General features: G+C 70.0%; 19 protein-coding genes. 8 read left to right on the forward strand and 11 right to left on the reverse strand.

Translation table 11 applies throughout. From position 1 onward, the window contains the following. Positions 1–11 precede the first annotated feature (11 nt). Genes ccsB through ASF89_RS11370 form a run of 5 tightly spaced genes read right to left on the reverse strand, consistent with a single transcriptional unit; the run spans position 12 to position 4,864 of the window. The gene (gene ccsB / locus ASF89_RS11350; protein ID WP_369814552.1) at positions 12–1,022 is read right to left on the reverse strand and encodes a c-type cytochrome biogenesis protein CcsB; all 1,011 of its coding nucleotides are present in this window, start codon (positions 1,020–1,022) and stop codon (positions 12–14) included. Then, entirely contained in the window at positions 1,019–2,800 is a 1,782-nt protein-coding gene (locus ASF89_RS11355; RefSeq protein WP_082489940.1) for a cytochrome c biogenesis protein ResB, read from the reverse strand. Before ASF89_RS11355 ends, ccsB begins: the two co-directional genes overlap by 4 nt. Then, positions 2,784–3,587: a cytochrome c biogenesis CcdA family protein gene (locus ASF89_RS11360; protein ID WP_055814600.1), complete on the reverse strand. Its 804-nt coding sequence runs from the start codon at positions 3,585–3,587 to the stop codon at positions 2,784–2,786. Before ASF89_RS11360 ends, ASF89_RS11355 begins: the two co-directional genes overlap by 17 nt. After that, positions 3,588–4,220, reverse strand: a complete 633-nt coding sequence (locus tag ASF89_RS11365; RefSeq protein WP_326934167.1) for a TlpA disulfide reductase family protein — start codon at positions 4,218–4,220, stop codon at positions 3,588–3,590. It lies immediately after the preceding gene. Further along, entirely contained in the window at positions 4,217–4,864 is a 648-nt protein-coding gene (locus ASF89_RS11370) for a histidine phosphatase family protein (protein WP_055795739.1), read from the reverse strand. The genes ASF89_RS11365 and ASF89_RS11370 overlap by 4 nt, the downstream gene beginning before the upstream one ends. Before the next feature lie 82 nt (positions 4,865–4,946). Between ASF89_RS11370 and aspS the strand changes: the two genes are divergently transcribed. The 4 genes from aspS to ASF89_RS11390 all read left to right on the forward strand — a co-directional run bounded on the left by aspS (position 4,947) and on the right by ASF89_RS11390 (position 8,651). Further along, positions 4,947–6,281 (forward strand): aspartate--tRNA(Asn) ligase, encoded by a 1,335-nt coding sequence (aspS, locus tag ASF89_RS11375; RefSeq protein ID WP_055814602.1) that lies wholly within the window; start codon positions 4,947–4,949, stop codon positions 6,279–6,281. Positions 6,282–6,473: 192 nt separating this feature from the next. Next, complete coding sequence (locus ASF89_RS11380; protein WP_055814606.1) at positions 6,474–6,938, forward strand: DUF4383 domain-containing protein; 465 nt, start codon at positions 6,474–6,476, stop codon at positions 6,936–6,938. A 138-nt stretch (positions 6,939–7,076) separates the two neighbouring features. Then, positions 7,077–7,637: a TetR/AcrR family transcriptional regulator gene (locus ASF89_RS11385; protein WP_055814608.1), complete on the forward strand. Its 561-nt coding sequence runs from the start codon at positions 7,077–7,079 to the stop codon at positions 7,635–7,637. A gap of 60 nt (positions 7,638–7,697) precedes the next feature. Beyond that, a complete protein-coding gene (locus ASF89_RS11390; RefSeq protein WP_162240693.1) occupies positions 7,698–8,651 on the forward strand; it encodes a helix-turn-helix transcriptional regulator in 954 nt (317 codons plus the stop codon). Positions 8,652–8,683: 32 nt separating this feature from the next. Here the strand turns inward: ASF89_RS11390 and ASF89_RS11395 are convergent, their stop codons facing one another. From ASF89_RS11395 to ASF89_RS11405, 4 genes are all read right to left on the reverse strand, one after another. After that, positions 8,684–8,965 carry a glutaredoxin family protein gene (locus ASF89_RS11395; RefSeq protein WP_055795731.1) on the reverse strand — a complete coding sequence of 94 codons (282 nt, stop codon included), beginning with the start codon at positions 8,963–8,965 and terminating at the stop codon, positions 8,684–8,686. A 78-nt stretch (positions 8,966–9,043) separates the two neighbouring features. Next, a complete protein-coding gene (locus ASF89_RS15425) occupies positions 9,044–9,142 on the reverse strand; it encodes a 30S ribosomal protein bS22 (protein ID WP_003792170.1) in 99 nt (32 codons plus the stop codon). A gap of 105 nt (positions 9,143–9,247) precedes the next feature. Beyond that, positions 9,248–9,442 (reverse strand): helix-turn-helix domain-containing protein, encoded by a 195-nt coding sequence (locus ASF89_RS11400; RefSeq protein ID WP_055795730.1) that lies wholly within the window; start codon positions 9,440–9,442, stop codon positions 9,248–9,250. Positions 9,443–9,547: 105 nt separating this feature from the next. After that, positions 9,548–10,069, reverse strand: coding sequence for a helix-turn-helix transcriptional regulator (locus ASF89_RS11405; protein ID WP_082475057.1), 522 nt, complete (start codon positions 10,067–10,069; stop codon positions 9,548–9,550). Between the two features lie 132 nt (positions 10,070–10,201). Between ASF89_RS11405 and ASF89_RS11410 the strand changes: the two genes are divergently transcribed. Together ASF89_RS11410 and ASF89_RS11415 are read left to right on the forward strand one after the other, a co-directional pair. After that, positions 10,202–11,584, forward strand: a complete 1,383-nt coding sequence (locus ASF89_RS11410) for a TrkH family potassium uptake protein (RefSeq protein ID WP_055798139.1) — start codon at positions 10,202–10,204, stop codon at positions 11,582–11,584. After that, positions 11,577–12,248, forward strand: a complete 672-nt coding sequence (locus ASF89_RS11415; RefSeq protein WP_055795729.1) for a TrkA family potassium uptake protein — start codon at positions 11,577–11,579, stop codon at positions 12,246–12,248. Before ASF89_RS11410 ends, ASF89_RS11415 begins: the two co-directional genes overlap by 8 nt. A gap of 82 nt (positions 12,249–12,330) precedes the next feature. On the opposite strand, the gene proC is transcribed toward ASF89_RS11415, so the two are convergent. Continuing rightward, positions 12,331–13,182, reverse strand: a complete 852-nt coding sequence (gene proC / locus ASF89_RS11420; protein ID WP_055814611.1) for a pyrroline-5-carboxylate reductase — start codon at positions 13,180–13,182, stop codon at positions 12,331–12,333. Positions 13,183–13,227: 45 nt separating this feature from the next. Between proC and ASF89_RS11425 the strand changes: the two genes are divergently transcribed. Then, positions 13,228–14,190, forward strand: coding sequence for a cation diffusion facilitator family transporter (locus tag ASF89_RS11425; protein ID WP_055814614.1), 963 nt, complete (start codon positions 13,228–13,230; stop codon positions 14,188–14,190). A 42-nt stretch (positions 14,191–14,232) separates the two neighbouring features. On the opposite strand, the gene ASF89_RS11430 is transcribed toward ASF89_RS11425, so the two are convergent. Continuing rightward, entirely contained in the window at positions 14,233–14,664 is a 432-nt protein-coding gene (locus ASF89_RS11430; RefSeq protein WP_055798136.1) for a nucleoside deaminase, read from the reverse strand. A 91-nt stretch (positions 14,665–14,755) separates the two neighbouring features. Here ASF89_RS11430 and upp point away from each other — a divergent pair, with 91 nt between their 5' ends. After that, positions 14,756–15,388 carry a uracil phosphoribosyltransferase gene (gene upp, locus ASF89_RS11435; protein ID WP_055814617.1) on the forward strand — a complete coding sequence of 211 codons (633 nt, stop codon included), beginning with the start codon at positions 14,756–14,758 and terminating at the stop codon, positions 15,386–15,388. The last annotated feature ends 278 nt before the right edge of the window (positions 15,389–15,666 follow it).

A 15,666-nucleotide genomic window follows, 5' to 3' on the forward strand; every position in this document is an offset into this window, starting at 1 on the left:
GCGTCAGCGGGTCAGAGACCCGAGTACGCGTGCAGGCCCTTGAAGAAGACGTTGACGACCGAGAAGTTGAACATGACGGCCGCGAAGCCGATGATCGACAGCCACGACGACCGGGATCCCCGCCAGCCGCGCGTGGCGCGAGCGTGGATGTAGCCGGCGTAGAGCACCCAGATGATGAAGGTCCAGACCTCTTTGGTGTCCCAGCCCCAGTAGCGGCCCCAGGCCCGCTCGGCCCAGACGGCGCCGGCGATGAGCGTGAAGGTCCAGAGCACGAAGCCCACGAGGGCGACGCGGTAGGCGAGATCCTCGAGACGGTCGGCGCCGGGGAGCGTCTGCATGAAGCCGAGACCGGCGAGCTTCGCCTGCTCGCGCCGCGTCTGGATGAGCTGGACGATCGACAGACCCGCCGCGATGGCGAAGAAGCCGGTGCCGAGGATGGCGACGAGCACGTGGATGACCAGCCACGCGGACTGCAGCGCCGGCTGGAGCGGGACGACCGCCACGTAGTAGTTCACCGTGCCGATGGCGAGCAGGATGAGGTTCAGGCCCATCACGTACGCACCGAGGAACGAGATGTCGACGAACTGCTTCACCAGCAGGTAGACGCCGACGATGATCGCCGTGCCCGTCAGCGAGAACTCGAACATGTTGGCCCACGGCACCCGCTCGGCGGCGACGCCCCGCATGACGACGGAGGCGACGTGCACCAGCAGGCCGAGCACCATCAGCGAGGTGGCCACCCGCTCGAACCGCGACGGCCGACGGCGCCCCGACGCATCGGCGCCGTCGCGACCGGGGGTCGTGACGGGACGATCGAGCACCACGGTCGAGGAGCCCCTCGAGGCCGTGGCGGAGGCGGAGGCGGCAGCACGGCCGTCGAGACGCGCGGCGTCGGTGGCGGCGAGCTGAGCGTCGCCCGACCGCTTCGCCAGATCGAGCGCGTAGGCCACGAACGAGATCGTGTAGATGGCCATCGCCGAGTAGACGGCGACGAGCGAGTAGTAGGCGAGGTCGGCGGTCACGAGGAGAGCTTACGTCCGTCGACGGCGGACGAGGAGTCGGCGTCTCTCGACGTCGAAGCGGTTGCCTCGCCCGAGGCGACGGCCTTGGCCGCCTGTTCGGGCACGCCGAGCCCCGTCAGATGGGTGCGCGTGATGTCGCCGACGGCCCGTTCGAGCGTCGGGTCCTCACCGCGGGCGAGACCGGCGTACTCGAGCACGAGACCGGATCCCGTGTCGCGGGCCTTCACCCAGACCCGACGACGCGGGACGAACAGCGCGGTCAGGAGCCCCGCGAAGCTGAGGCCGGCGAAGAGGAGGACCCACAGCTGCGAGGGGTCGTGGTGCACGTCGAACGAGGCGAACCGCTTGACGCCGTCGAACGTGACCGTGCCGAGACCGTTCGGCAGATCGGCCGTCTCGCCCGGGGTGACGCGGATCGCACTGGTGTCGGCGTCGGCGCCCGCGACCTCCGTGAGCCCGACGGTGTCGAGCGCGTAGACGGACCGCGGCACGCCGTCGTCGAGACCGAGGTCGCCCGTGTAGACGTTGAGGCTCAGCACGGGGTTCAGGGTGTCGGGGTAGCTGGACGCCAGCATGCCCGACTCGGTGTCGACCGCCGACGGGTAGAAGAAGCCGATCATGCCCAGCTGCTCGGGCACCGCGTCGGGCACCTTGATGACGCCCTGGGACATGAGGTTGGTGTTCTGAGGCAGGAACGGCACCGTGTCGCGGAACGCCACGTCGCCGTCGCCGTCGCGCACCGTCACGTCGACGGCGTAGCCGTTGCCGAGCAGGTAGACGTTCGAGTCGCCGATGGCCAGGGGGCTGTTGACCTTGATCTGACGCTTCTCGTCGTCGTCGCCGCCCCGCGTCCGGGTCGTCACGTCGGCGGTGTAGTCGGTCGCCTGCCCGAGGGCGTCCTTGTTCTGCTCCTCGTAGTCCGTCGTGAACCGGTCGAGCGTGATGCTGAACGGCGAGAGCTGCGAATCGTCGAACCACCGACCGGGGTTGAACGAGTCGTACGAGCCGAGCACGTTCGTGAAGGTCTGCCCCTCGACCACCACGCGCTGCCCGGCGTACCCGAACCCGCCCCCGACGCCGACCGTCAGGAGCACGCCGACCAGGGCGGCGTGGAACACCAGGTTGCCCGTCTCGCGCAGATACCCGCGTTCGGCGCTGACCGAGTCGCCGAAGACCTCGGTGCGGTAGCCGGCGCGCTGCAACTGGGCTCGGGCCGCCTCGACCGCGGCGGCGGCGGTGACGGAGGGCCGATCCGCGCCTCCTCCGCCCTGTTCGATCGTCACCGTGCGGTAGCCGGCGAGACGCGACAGGCGAGCCGGCGTCTTGGGCGGACGCGCCCGCAGCGCCTCGAAGTGGTGCTTCGTCCGCGGGATGATGCAGCCGATCAGCGAGATGAACAGCAGCAGGTAGACGGCCGAGAACCACGGCGACGAATAGGTGTCGAACACCCCGAGCTTGTCGAGGATCGGGAACAGGTCGGGGTTGTCGGTGCGGTACTGCACGACGCCGTTCGGATCGGACGTGCGCTGAGGCACGAGCGAGCCCGGGATGGCCGCGACGGCGAGCAGCATGAGCAGGAACAGCGCGGTCTTCATGCTGGTCAGCTGGCGCCAGAAGAACCGCAGGTAGCCGATCGGTCCGAGACGCGGCTGGGCGACGCCGCCGCCCGATGCCGGCGCCGCGACGGAGTCGACGTGGTCGCTCGGTCTCAGCGGGTCGGCGGAGGCGTCGGTCTCGTCAGCCGAGGTGAGGGGCTCGCGGTCAGACGATCGTGCCATAGCTCGCGATCACCGACCCCAGTCGTGACATCAGATCGGACCAGAGGCCCGTGACCATGAGCAGGCCGATGACGATCAGGATGGAACCTCCGACGATGTTGACGGCGCGCATGTGCCGCTTGACGAACGAGATCGAGCGCGAGGCCCAGCCGAAGCCGAGGGCGACGAGCAGGAAGGGCACGCCGAGACCGACGCAGTAGAAGAGGCCGAGCAGGACGGCCTGGCCGAGCGACGCCGAATCGAGCGACATCGCCGTGATGGCGGCGAGGGTCGGACCGATGCACGGGGTCCAGCCGATGCCGAAGACGATGCCGAGCAGCGGCGCGCCCGCGAGACCCGTGGCGGGTGTGACCGGCAGCTTCAGCGTCCGCTGGAACAACTCCAGCCGCCCGATGAAGACGAGCCCCAGCACGATCACCACGACTCCCATGAGCCGCACGATCAGATCGCGCCACTGGATCAGCCAGAAGCCCGCCGCCGCGAAGGCGAGGTTCGCGCCGACGAAGACGACCGTGAAGCCTCCGACGAAGAGCAGGACCCCGAGCACGACCCGTCGGCGATCGCGGCGCGCGGCCGCGGCGACCGCGTCGGCGGTCGGGGCGAGGCCGCCTCGGGCCACCGGCGCCGATCGGCCGGTCAGCCCGCCGACGTAGCCGAGGTACCCCGGCACCAGCGGGAGGACGCACGGCGACAGGAACGAGATGAGACCGGCCAGCAGGGCGACGGGCAGGGCGACGAGCAGCTGACCGCCCGTCACCGCCTCGAAGAAGGGATTGCCCTGGTACACCTAGGCCTTCTCGGCGAGGGTGTCGGAGACCAGGGTGTCGAGGATGCTCGGTCCGTCGAGGCCTCCGAGGATGCGCGCGGCGATGCGGCCCTGCCGGTCGAGGACGATCGTGGTCGGCACGGAGTTCGGGGCGATCGTCCCCGCGAGGGCCAGCTGGACGGCCCCGTCGTTCGTGTCGACGACGGAGGGGTAGCCGACGTCGAACGTGCGCGCGAAGGCCTGCGACGTGGCCGCCTGGTCGCGGACGTTGACCCCGAGGAACCGGACGCCCTGGTCGGCGTAGTCGTCGTGGACCTGCTCGAGATCCGGTGCCTCGGCGCGGCACGGCGGGCAGCCGGCGTACCAGAAGTTCAGGACGACGACGTCGCCGTCGTAGTCGGAGCGCGACACCGCGTCGCCCGTGTCGGTCTCGCTCGTGAACTGCACGGGCTCGCCCCGATCGTCGGGGGCGATCTCGGTGACCGTGCCGCTGCCCGAGATGTAGTTCTCGGTGGTGCCGTCGCCGAAGTTCGCGGCGAGGTCGTCGTTCTGCGAGGTGCAGCCCGTCAGAGCGAGGGCCACGACGGCGGCGCCCGCGAGCGCACGACCCATCGGCGACGACCGGCGGGGGATGGAGGTCTTACGGGTGGTCACACTGCTCCCAGGTCGACGGCGGAATCCAGCAAGTCTCGCGCGGGATCCTGATAGCCCACCTCGACGAAGCGGTCGCCCCGCCGCGCGAGCGTCGTGACGCTCGACAGCGAGCATCGACGTCGACGCGGATCGTGGAAGAGCCGGGCGCCCGTGACGCTGCGGTGCACCATCCAGATCGGCAGCTGGTGGCTGACGAGGACGACGTCGCCGCCGTCGACCGACGACCAGGCGTCCTCGACCGCCGCGAGCATGCGCGCGGCGATGCTGACGTAGGCCTCGCCCCAGCTGGGCTTCAGGGGGTTGACGATCCACGGCCACTCGGCGGGGACGGCGAGCTGCTTCGCGACCGTGAAGTCCGATCGCCGCCCTTCGTACTTGTTGGTCGGCTCGATGAGACGGTCGTCCACGCCGGCCGTCAGCCCGAACCGCTCGGCCCAGGGGGCGGCGGACTCGCGCGTGCGCTGCAGGGGACTCGACCGCACGGCGACGACGGGGGCGCCCTGCTCGTGGAGCATGGCGGCCGACGAGGCGGCCATCCGATGCCCGAGGTCGCTGAGACCGAAGCCGTCGAGTCGGCCGTAGAGGACGTGCTCGGGGTTGTGCACCTCACCGTGCCGGACGAGGTGGATGTGCTGCGCGGGCATGCCGCCCAGTCTAGGTCGGGGGCTCGCACTCACCTCCCTCTCGGGAACCGCGGAGGCGCGCTCGGCCTGTAAAGTCGGCCTCGTGATCGAACGCACCCCCATCAAGGACCTCTCCCCCCTCCCCGACGGCACCGTGACGGTGGCGGGTTGGGTCGATACCGTCCGCGATCAGAAGAAGGTGCAGTTCGTCGTCCTCCGCGACGAGTCGGGCGCCGTGCAGCTGGTCCGCCCGCGGACGGCCGCCGACGTCCTCGAGGCGAACGGCGAGGTCGACGAGATCGCCGACGCGATCTCCGGTCTCGCCCAGGGCAGCTTCGTGACCGTGACCGGGGCGCTCAAGCACGACGAGCGCGTCAAGCTCGGCGGCATCGAGGTGCGGATCGAGACCCTCGTGGTCGACTCGGCGGCCGACCCCGAGACGCCGATCGCCGCCGACAGCGGCATCGACAAGCGCATGGACTGGCGGTTCCTCGATCTGCGGGTGCCGCGCAACGCGTTGATCTTCCGCGTTCAGACCACCCTCGAGCACGCGATGCGCACCTACTGGGTGGAGCGCGACTACATCGAGATCCACACCCCCAAGATCATGGCGTCGGCGAGCGAGTCGAACGCCGAGCTGTTCAAGATCGACTACTTCGAGGGCAGCGCGTTCCTCGCGCAGAGCCCTCAGTTCTTCAAGCAGATGGCTCAGAGCGCCGGCTTCGGGAGGATCTTCGAGATCGCGCCCGTGTTCCGCGCCGACCCGTCGTTCACCTCGCGTCACGCGACCGAGTACACCAGCGTCGACGCCGAGATCAGCTACATCGAGAGCCATGAAGACGTCATGGCCATGCAGGAGGAGCTGCTCGTCGCCGCCTTCACCGCGGTCGTCGAGAAGCACGGGGCCGAGATCAAGGAGCTCTTCGACGTCGACCTCGTCGTGCCCTCGAGGCCGTTCCCCCGCATCCCGCTCGCCGAGGCGAAGCGGATCGTCGCCGAACGCGGCTACGTCGTCCCCCGGGCCGACGCCGACATGGACCCCGAGGGCGAGCGGCAGATCGCGGCCTACGTCAAGGAGATCCACGACCACGACTTCGTGTTCCTCACGGACTACGACGCTTCGATCCGGCCGTTCTACCACATGCGTCACGAGGACGACCCGCAGCTGACCAAGAGCTACGACCTCATCTACAACGGCACCGAGATCACGACCGGCGCGCAGCGCGAGCACCGCGTGGACGTGCTCGAGGCGCAGATCCGCGAGAAGGGCATGAAGCCGGAGGAGCTCGGCGGCTATCTCGACTTCTTCCGGTACGGGGCCCCGTCGCACGGCGGTTTCGGCATGGGCCTCGCCCGCGTGCTGATGCTCATGCTGCACCAGCCCAATCTCCGCGAGGTGACCTACCTGTTCCGCGGACCCACCCGCCTGACGCCGTAGACGACGCCTCGAGCAGACGCTCCACGAGAGAGAGCCCGCGCATCCCGGATGCGCGGGCTCTCTCTCGTCCGGGCCGTCTCACTACCGCGCCCAGACGAGTCGTGCAACCCCCGGATCCGCCTCCGATCGCCGCCTACCGTCGGCCGGAGCAAGGAGAACCGCCCTGCGAACGTCAACTCGAAGGAGTCCCTGATGACCAGTTCACCCTCCGACGCCCGCGACCGTCGCCCCGTCGCCGAGACGCCCGTGCAGAAGGCGTCGCTGATCGTCGGCGTGGTGTTCCTGGTGGTGGGGGTCGCCGGGTTCGTCCCCGGCCTCACCACCGACGTGGGGGACCTGCACGGCGCCGGACACGGCTCCGGCGCGATGCTGCTGGGTCTGTTCCAGGTCTCGGTGCTCCACAACATCGTGCACCTCCTGTTCGGCATCGCCGGTGTCGCGCTCGCGCGCACGGTCAAGGCGTCGAAGCTCTACCTGATCGTCGGCGGGATCGTCTACGCGGTGCTCTGGATCTACGGCCTCGTCATCGACAAGGACAGCCAGGCGAACTTTGTGCCGCTGAACACGGCCGACGACTGGCTGCACTTCGTCCTCGCCGTGGGGATGATCGGTCTCGGCGTCATCCTGGGCCGTCGCCGGTCTCCGCGGACCGTCTGAGACTCCGGGGCGGGGGCGCATTCGGGACAGCGCGGCTCGGTGACCACCGAACGGGGATACACGACGGGCGTGGTCCGACGCGGACACCTACAGTGGATGGCGACGCAACTCTCCACGAGTGACCATGAATGAGCCCCCTTGCCCCACCTCAGCACCGCCTCCGCCGATCGGGACGCTGTGCTGACCGCGGCCGAGGAGATGGTCGGAACGGGATCCTTCACGCGGCTCACCCCGGCGTCGGTCGCCCGCAGCGCCGGGCTCTCCCTCGACCGGTTGCGCAGCGTCTTCGCCACGCGCAGCGACCTCGTGCAGGCGGTGTGCGAGGCGAGACACCAGGCCTGGTTCCGCGATCTCCTCGCTTCGCTGACCGCGGAGGCGGACCCCCGCGATCAGATCCTCGAGGTGTTCCTCTACATCGAGCACGATCAGGCGGGCTGCTGCCCGTGTCTCACGGGTGTCGGCACCGGGCAGAACGTCGCCACGGCCCTCGCCTCGGGTCATCTGGTCGAGGTGGAGCACCTCATGACCTCCCTCTGCGCCCGAGCCGGATATCCGGTGTTCATGAGCGACGCCCTCGTGCTGCTGCTCGAGGGGGCCGCCCTGACGGTGCGGGCGAAGGAGTCGCCGGCCCCCGTCCGGACGGCCCGGACGGCTGCGGCCATGCTCCTGTCGGTCTACGAGTCGTCCGACACGTTCTAGGCGCCCTCCGCGGACATTCGGACCACCGGGGAGCCACCCCGCATGCCAGAATGGGCCTCGGTGAACGATGACAAGCCTGAGCGCATACGGATAGACGAACGAGGCACGGACCTCGACGTCGCCAGAGACGTCCTCGCCGCGGCCTACGCCGGTGTGGAGTGGCGCGCAGACCGTACCGAGAACGACTTCTCGTTCCATTATCAGGCGGCGGGCGACGGCGCCATGACCCTGCGGAACGTCCAGTTCGAGGGCCTGCTCATCGGCGAGATGGCCGCCGGCGACGACATCGTCATCCAATGGATCACCAAGGGGCAGGGGGTCCTCGACGTCGGCCGAGACGAGATCTCGCTCGTGCCGGGTCAGGCCAGGATGTGGCCGCAGCAGGCGTTCCGATTCCGGTTCCAGGACTACGACCAGCGACTGGTCCAGATGAACCGCCGCCTTGTCGAGCAGCTGGCTGAAGAGCAGGGCATCCCCGCTCGGTCGTTGACCTTCGACCACCGGGCCGATCCGGGCCCGCAGGCCATGCGACTGTGGCGGAACAGCGTCAGCCTGATCTCCCGCAGCGTCCTGGATCTGAACGCCAGCCCCCTCCTTCAGGCCGAGATGGGGCGCCTGGCCGGTCTGTCGCTTCTGGAGCTCTACCCCCAGGACGAGACGCGCCTCCCGCCGGAGCTGCTGCTGCCGAAGAACGCACGGATCCGCACGGCCGTCGAGTTCGTCCACGAGAACGCGCACCTGCCGTTGACTCCGGTCGAGGTGGCGCGTGCCGCCGACCTGAGCGCGAGAGGACTCCAGCAGGCGTTCCAGCGCCTGTTCGAGACGACCCCGCACGGCTACATCCGACAGGTGAGGCTGCAGAAGGTCCGAGAGGAGCTCCTGCGCTCGAACCCCGACATCACGCACATCGCCGACGTCGCGTCGGCCTGGGGCTTCGGCCACGCGGGGCGCTTCTCGGCGGCCTATGCCGCGGAGTTCGGCGAGTACCCCCGCGAGACCCTCCGCCGCCCCTGACCCGGCGGCGAGTCCGTCGCCCGGCTCCGCGACTAGGCCAGGCGGGCCCCCGGGATGGCACGGCGCAGCGCCGCGCGCAGCCGCTCGGGCTCGACTCGCCAGATCGTGTGCACGCGGTCGTCGATGAGCACGACGGGGATCTCCTCGGCATACGCGTCGCGCAGGGCGGCGTCGGTGAGGATGTTCTCTTCTCGGTAGCCGAGGGAGGCCGCCGCGAACTCGCTCTCGGCGAGCACCCCGTCGAGGACGCCGCGCGCCTCGTCGCAGAGATGGCAGCCGGGCTTGGTGAGCAGGGTGATTCTCGGTGCGGTCACGGACCCACGTTAGCAAGGGGCGGACGCGTCGATGCCCCCGCAGGCACTGGGCCTGCGGGGGCATCGACGGTGGTGCGACTACTTCTTGTTGCGTCGCTGGTGACGAGTCTTGCGAAGCAGCTTGCGGTGCTTCTTCTTCGCCATGCGCTTACGACGCTTCTTGATGACAGAACCCATAGAGACCTCACTGATTTCTGGATTGGACCGACCGGGTCCGAAACAGAACCGCGGAAAAATACCTCGGGGCAGTCTACTAGGGCCGCCGCCGAAAGTCGAAGCGAGTCAGCCGACGTCGGCGACGCCGATGCGGAGCACTGCCGCCACCGCCGACTCGGGAACACGGAACGAGCGTCCGAACCGGATCGCGGGGAGCTCGCCCGAGTGGACCATCCGGTAGACCGTCATGCGCGACACGCGCATCATGTCGGCCACCTCGGCCACCGTGAGGAACCTCACGTCCGACAGGTCGTCCGCCATGTCTCCCCCTCGTCTCGGCCCGGGGACCCCCGAGCGCGCAGGCGCGCCCATGTGACTGGTGCGCCTGGTGGTCACTCTAGGGGCGCGCGAGGCGTCGTGCAACGGTCAGGCGCCGCGGCCCAGCCGCTTGCGGACCGGCACGATCACGCGCTCGTCGAGCACGTTCGTGGCGTCGTGCAGGGCCGAGGAGGCGCGGTGCTGCGCATCGGCGACCGCGCGTCCCAGCGAGCTCCCCACGTCGCCCGCGTCGGGGATGCTCTCGGCGGCCCGGCGGATGGGGGCGGGCACGCCGGCTCCCGCCCAGGCCGCGAACGCCCCGGCCACCGAGGCGTCGACCTCCACCTCGGCCCCGAGGAACGGGATGAGCCAGTCCTCGATCGCCTCGAGGGGTTCGGTGTCGATGCCGTAGAAGCGGTGCTGCCCGCCCTCGCGCACGTGCACGAGCCCCGCGTCGCGCAGCACGCGCAGGTGCTTCGAGACCGTGGGCTGGCTGATGCCGAGGCGGGTGACCAGCTCGCCGACCGAGACGTCGCCGGTGGCCGACTCGCCTGCGGCTCGGGCCTCGAGCAGCACCGCCAGGAGGTCTCGGCGGGTCCCGTCGGCGATCACGGCGAAGAGGTCAGGCATGCTGCCACAGTAACGACGACCACCCCGGAGTACCATCTTCACGTGACGCGCGCCTCCTCCGCCTCCCGGCGCATCCCCCGAGCGATCCGACAGGGTCCCGTCCGTTCCTCGGGCCGCGGCCCGGTCCGCCGCATCACCGACTACGTCGACGACATCGGGCGGCACTCGCCCGCGCGTTTCGCGATCATGATCTTCACCGGTCTGATCCTCGTCTTCACGGCGATCTTCTCGTTGCCCGTCGCCGCCGCCGACGGTCGCGCGACGCCCCTCGCCGACTCGCTCTTCACGGCCGTGTCGGTCATCTGCGTCACGGGTCTGGCCACCGTCGACATGGCGACGCACTGGTCGCTCTTCGGGCACGTGGTCATCTTCGTGGGCGTGCAGATCGGCGCCATCGGCGTCCTGACGCTCGCGTCGATCATGGGTCTCGTCGTGTCGCGCAAGCTGGGCCTGCGCGCCCGTCTGATGGCCGCCTCCGACAGCAACCCCCTGCGCGTGCACGCGGGTCCGGTGCCCGAGGGGCAGGCCGTGCGGCTCGGCGAGGTCGGCGGGCTGCTCGCCACCGTCGCGCTGAGCTCGGCGGTCATCCAGACCGTGATCGCGCTGCTGCTGATCCCCCGTCTCGTGATCGACGGCATCCCGCTCGGCGACTCCGTGCTCGACAGCTTCTACTACTCGGCGATGGCCTTCACGAACACGGGCTTCTCGCCGAACGCCGAGGGTCTCGCCCCGTTCGAGAACGACTACTGGTTCCTGACGCTGATCATGATCGGCGTGTTCCTCGGCAGCATCGGGTTCCCCGTCATCTACGCCCTGGCCCGGAACCCCTGGCATCCCCGCCGCTGGTCGGTGCACGTGAAGCTGACCCTCGTCACGAGCTTCGTCCTGCTCTTCGCGGGGGCCCTGCTGTTCATCGTGCTCGAGTTCGACAACCCCGACACCTTCGGCGGCATCGCCGCCTTCCCGACGATCTTCCAGTCGCTGTTCCTCAGTCAGATGACCCGTTCCGGCGGGTTCTCGACGATCGACATCGGCGACCTGAACGGATCCTCCCTGCTCGTCACCGACATGCTGATGTTCATCGGCGGCGGCTCGGCCTCGACGGCCGGAGGCATCAAGGTGACCACCCTCGCCGTGCTGTTCCTGGCCGCGTTCGCCGAGGCCCGCGGCAACCGCTCGATGGAGGCCTTCGGCCGGCGGATCCCGAGCGACGTGCTGCGTCTGTCGGTCAGCGTCGTGCTCTGGGGCGCCACCATCGTGGCCGTCGCGAGCATCCTCATCATGCACATCACGAAGGAGCCCCTCGAGCACGTGCTGTTCGAGGTGATCTCCGCCTTCGCGACGTCGGGCCTGTCGACCGGCCTGACGACCGAGCTGCCCGACTCGTGCAAGTACATCCTCGCGACCACGATGTGGATGGGCCGCGTTGGTACAGTGACACTCTCCGTCGCCCTGGCAGCCAGCCAGCGACGCCAGCTGTTCACGCGACCCGAGGAGCGACCGATCGTTGGTTGACAAGATCAAGCACGACGCCCCCGTCCTCGTCATCGGCCTCGGCCGGTTCGGCGCGGCGACCGCGGGCCAGCTCGAGCGACAGGACCGCGACGTGCTCGCCGTCGACACCAGCGCCGGTCTCGTGCAGAAGTGGGCCGACCGCGTCACGCACGCCGTGCAGGCCGACGCGCGCAGCATCGACGCCCTGAAGCAGATCGGCGCGCAGGACTTCTCGATCGCCGTCGTGGCCGTCGGCTCGTCGATCGAGGCGAGCGTCCTGATCACCGCGAACCTCGTCGACCTCAAGGTGCCGCAGATCTGGGCGAAGGCCATCAGCCAGTCGCACGGCAAGATCCTCGCGCGCATCGGCGCGAACCACGTCATCTACCCCGAACGCGAGGCCGGCGAGCGCGTCGCGCACCTGGTCTCGGGTCGTCTGCTCGACTACATCGAGTTCGACGACGCCTTCGCCATCGTCAAGATGTACCCGCCGAAGCCCGTCCGCGGGTCGACCCTCGCGGCCTCGAACATCCGCAAGAAGTACGGCGTCACCATCGTGGGCGTCAAGAGCCCCGGCGGCGCATTCAGCGAGGCCACCCCCGACACCGTGATCAGCAACCACGATCTGATCATCGTCTCGGGCGACAGCGCGGCCATCGAGCGGTTCGCCGCTCTCGAGGGCTGACACCGCCGCGACCCGCTGAGATCCCTCCCGATCCGCGGAGACCCCTCTCGACCCGCAGCCGAGGAGGCGCGGGTCGACGAGCTCAGCGGCCCTCGGCGATCTCCCGGTTGCGCTCGAGCGCCGCGGCGGTCGCCCGGTCGAACAGGTCGGCGAGCCCGGCGTCGTCGAGCACGGCGACGGCGCGCTCGGTCGTGCCGCCCGGGCTCGTCACGCGGCGCCGGAGCTCGGCGGGGGCGTCGTGGGCGGGCAGCAGGTCGCTCGTCGCGAGCAGTTCGCTCGCACCTCGGAAGGTGCCCTGGACCATCGTGGCGGCCTGCGCGGGGGTGAAGCCGAGGCCGACCGCCGCCTCCTGCAGCCTCTCGATGAGCAGGAACACGTAGGCGGGGCCGGAGCCCGAGATCGTGCTGAGAGCGTCGATGCGGTCCTCGTCGACCACGACGACCTCGCCGACGACCTCGAAGAGCGACCGGGCGAGCGCCAGGTCGTCGTCGCTGGACCGCGAGCCCGCGCTGAGGCCCGTGACCCCGAGCCCGACGACCGACGGGGTGTTGGGCATCGAGCGCAGGACCGAGACGGTCGGAGGGAGGGCCGCCTCCATCGTGGCCGTGGTGACGCCGGCGGCCAGGCTGACCACGACCGCCCCCGGGTCGAGCACCGGTCCGATCTCGGTCAGGAGGTCGACGACCATGTGCGGCTTCACGCCGATCAGCACGAGCCGGGCGCCGACGACGGCCGACGCGTTGGCGCGCGGGTCGCTCTCGGTCGCCAGCGAGGTGACCGGGCCGTGCCGCAGCGCGACGGCCTTCGCCTCGGTGCGGTTGGTGACCCGGACGCCGCCGTCGACCTCGACCCCCGGTCGCAGCAGACCGGACAGGATCGCGCCTCCCATGGAGCCGGCGCCGAGAATCGCTGTCGTGGGGAGCGTGGTGACCATCAGGCCATCCTAAGATCGACGCGGACACACGAGGGGATCGACGACATGAGCACTTCCGGCGGCAACAAGGCGATCATCGCGGCGCTCGGCGCGAATCTGGGCATCGCCGTCACGAAGTTCGTCGCCTGGGCCTTCTCGGGCTCGTCGTCGATGCTCGCCGAGGGGGTCCATTCGCTGGCCGACTCCGGCAACCAGGTGCTCCTGCTGCTCGGCGGTCGGAAGGCCAAGAAGGCGGCCGACGCCGAGCACCCGTTCGGCTACGGGCGCGAGCGGTACGTCTACGCGTTCGTGGTCTCGATCATCCTGTTCAGCGTCGGCGGGGTGTTCTCGCTCTACGAGGGCGTCGAGAAGCTGCGCGAGCCCCACCCGCTCGAGGTGCCCTGGCTGCCCGTCCTCGTGCTCGCCGTCTCGCTCGCCCTCGAGGGCTTCTCGCTCCGCACCGCCGTGCGCGAGTCGCGACCGAGCAAGGGCCAGCAGAGCTGGGTCTCGTTCGTCCGCCGCGCGAAGGCGCCCGAGCTGCCCGTCGTGCTGCTCGAGGACGCCGCCGCACTGCTCGGACTGTCGTTCGCGATGATCGGCGTCGTCCTGACCTGGATCACCGGCGACGGCGTCTTCGACGCCATCGGCACGCTAGCGATCGGCGTCCTGCTCGTGGCCGTCGCGGTCATCCTCGGCATCGAGACGAAGAGCCTGCTCGTCGGCGAGGGCGCCTCGGCGGACGACGTCGCGAAGATCCGCGCCGCCATCACCGACGGACCCGAGGTCGAGACGATCATCCACATGAAGACCCTCTACCTCGGCCCCGACGAGCTGCTCGTCGGCGTCAAGGTCGCCATGCCGGGACGCACCGTCCTGGCCGACGTCTCGAGCGCCATCAACGCCGTCGAGACGCGCATCCGCGCCGCCGTGCCGATCGCCCGCGTCATCTACGTCGAGCCCGACGTGTGGGTCCGGCCCGGTCGCGTCGACCCGCCCACGGACGCGATCGTCATCCGCGCCGCGGACTGACACCGCGCCTCCTCGGCTGTCGCGCCCGACGCCGTACCGGGATCAGCGGCGGGCGGCGAAGAAGTCGTCGAGACGGGCGCGGCACTCGGGCTCGCGGACGCCGGCGACGACCTCCGACCGATGCGGCAGACGACGGTCGCGGGCGATGTCGTACACGCTGCCCGCCGCACCGGCCTTGTCGTCCCAGGCGCCGAACACGACCCTCGGCACGCGCGCGGCCAGGATCGCCCCGGCGCACATCGGGCACGGTTCGAGGGTCACGACCAGGGTCACGTCCGTGAGCTGCCAGTCGCCGGTCGCGCGGGCGGCCTCGCGCAGAGCGAGCACCTCGGCGTGCGCCGTCGGGTCGCGCCGCAGCTCGCGCTCGTTCCGCCCCGTGGCGATCACGACGCCCGACGCGTCGACGACGACGGCGCCGACGGGGACGTCGTCCGACACGCGGCACGCATCGGCCTCGGCGAGCGCCAGGCCCATCCAGTCGTCGAACACGGGGGGATGCGCGATCACGCCTCGGCGGCCTCTCTGACGGCGGTGCGGGCCGGTCGACTCCGCTAGCGTTGAGCCTATGCGAGTGCACGTAGCGGACCATCCCCTGATCACCCACAAGCTGACCGTGCTCCGTGACGAGAACACGCCGTCACCGACCTTCCGGGCCCTGACCGAAGAGCTCGTCACCCTCCTGGCCTACGAGGCCACGCGCGACGTGCGGACGACGCCCGTCGACATCGTCACCCCGGTCGGTCCCACCACCGGTCTCGAGATCAGCCAGCCGCGTCCGCTCGTCGTCCCGATCCTGCGCGCGGGCCTCGGCATGCTCGAGGGCATGACGAAGCTCGTCCCGACCGCCGAGGTCGGGTTCCTGGGCATGGTGCGCGACGAGGAGACGCTCGAGCCCACGACCTACGCCGAGCGCCTGCCCGACGATCTCTCGAACCGCCAGTGCTTCGTGCTCGACCCGATGCTCGCCACCGGCGGCTCGCTCATCGCTGCCATCGACTACCTGCTCGACCGCGGCGCCGTGGACGTCACCGCCGTCTGCATCCTCGCCGCACCCGAGGGCCTCGCCGCCGTCGAGAAGGCCATGGCCGGACGCGACGTGCACGTCGTGCTCGGCGCCGTCGACGAGCGCCTCGACGAGAACGGCTACATCGTCCCCGGGCTCGGAGACGCGGGCGACCGCCTCTACGGGCTCGCCTGACCCGCGCCCGCCGACCCGCGCCTCCTGCGGGTGCTCCTCGACCGCGCCCCCGATCCCGGGGGCGCGGTTCGTCGTCCCGGGCCGCTAGGCCTCATACCGCGTGGCGCTTGACAGCGCGACGCACGCTGTAACACAATCAAGCCCATGACTGACAGCGTGTTCATCCCGACCTCCGTTGAGGCCCCCGGGAGCACCGGCATGATGATGCCGATGCACGCCGTCCTGTGTCGAATGTGCGCCTGATCCGGCCACACCTCGCCGAGTCGCCGCTGCTTCCG

This window comes from Frigoribacterium sp. Leaf172 (assembly GCF_001424285.1).
Lineage (GTDB): Bacteria > Actinomycetota > Actinomycetes > Actinomycetales > Microbacteriaceae > Frigoribacterium.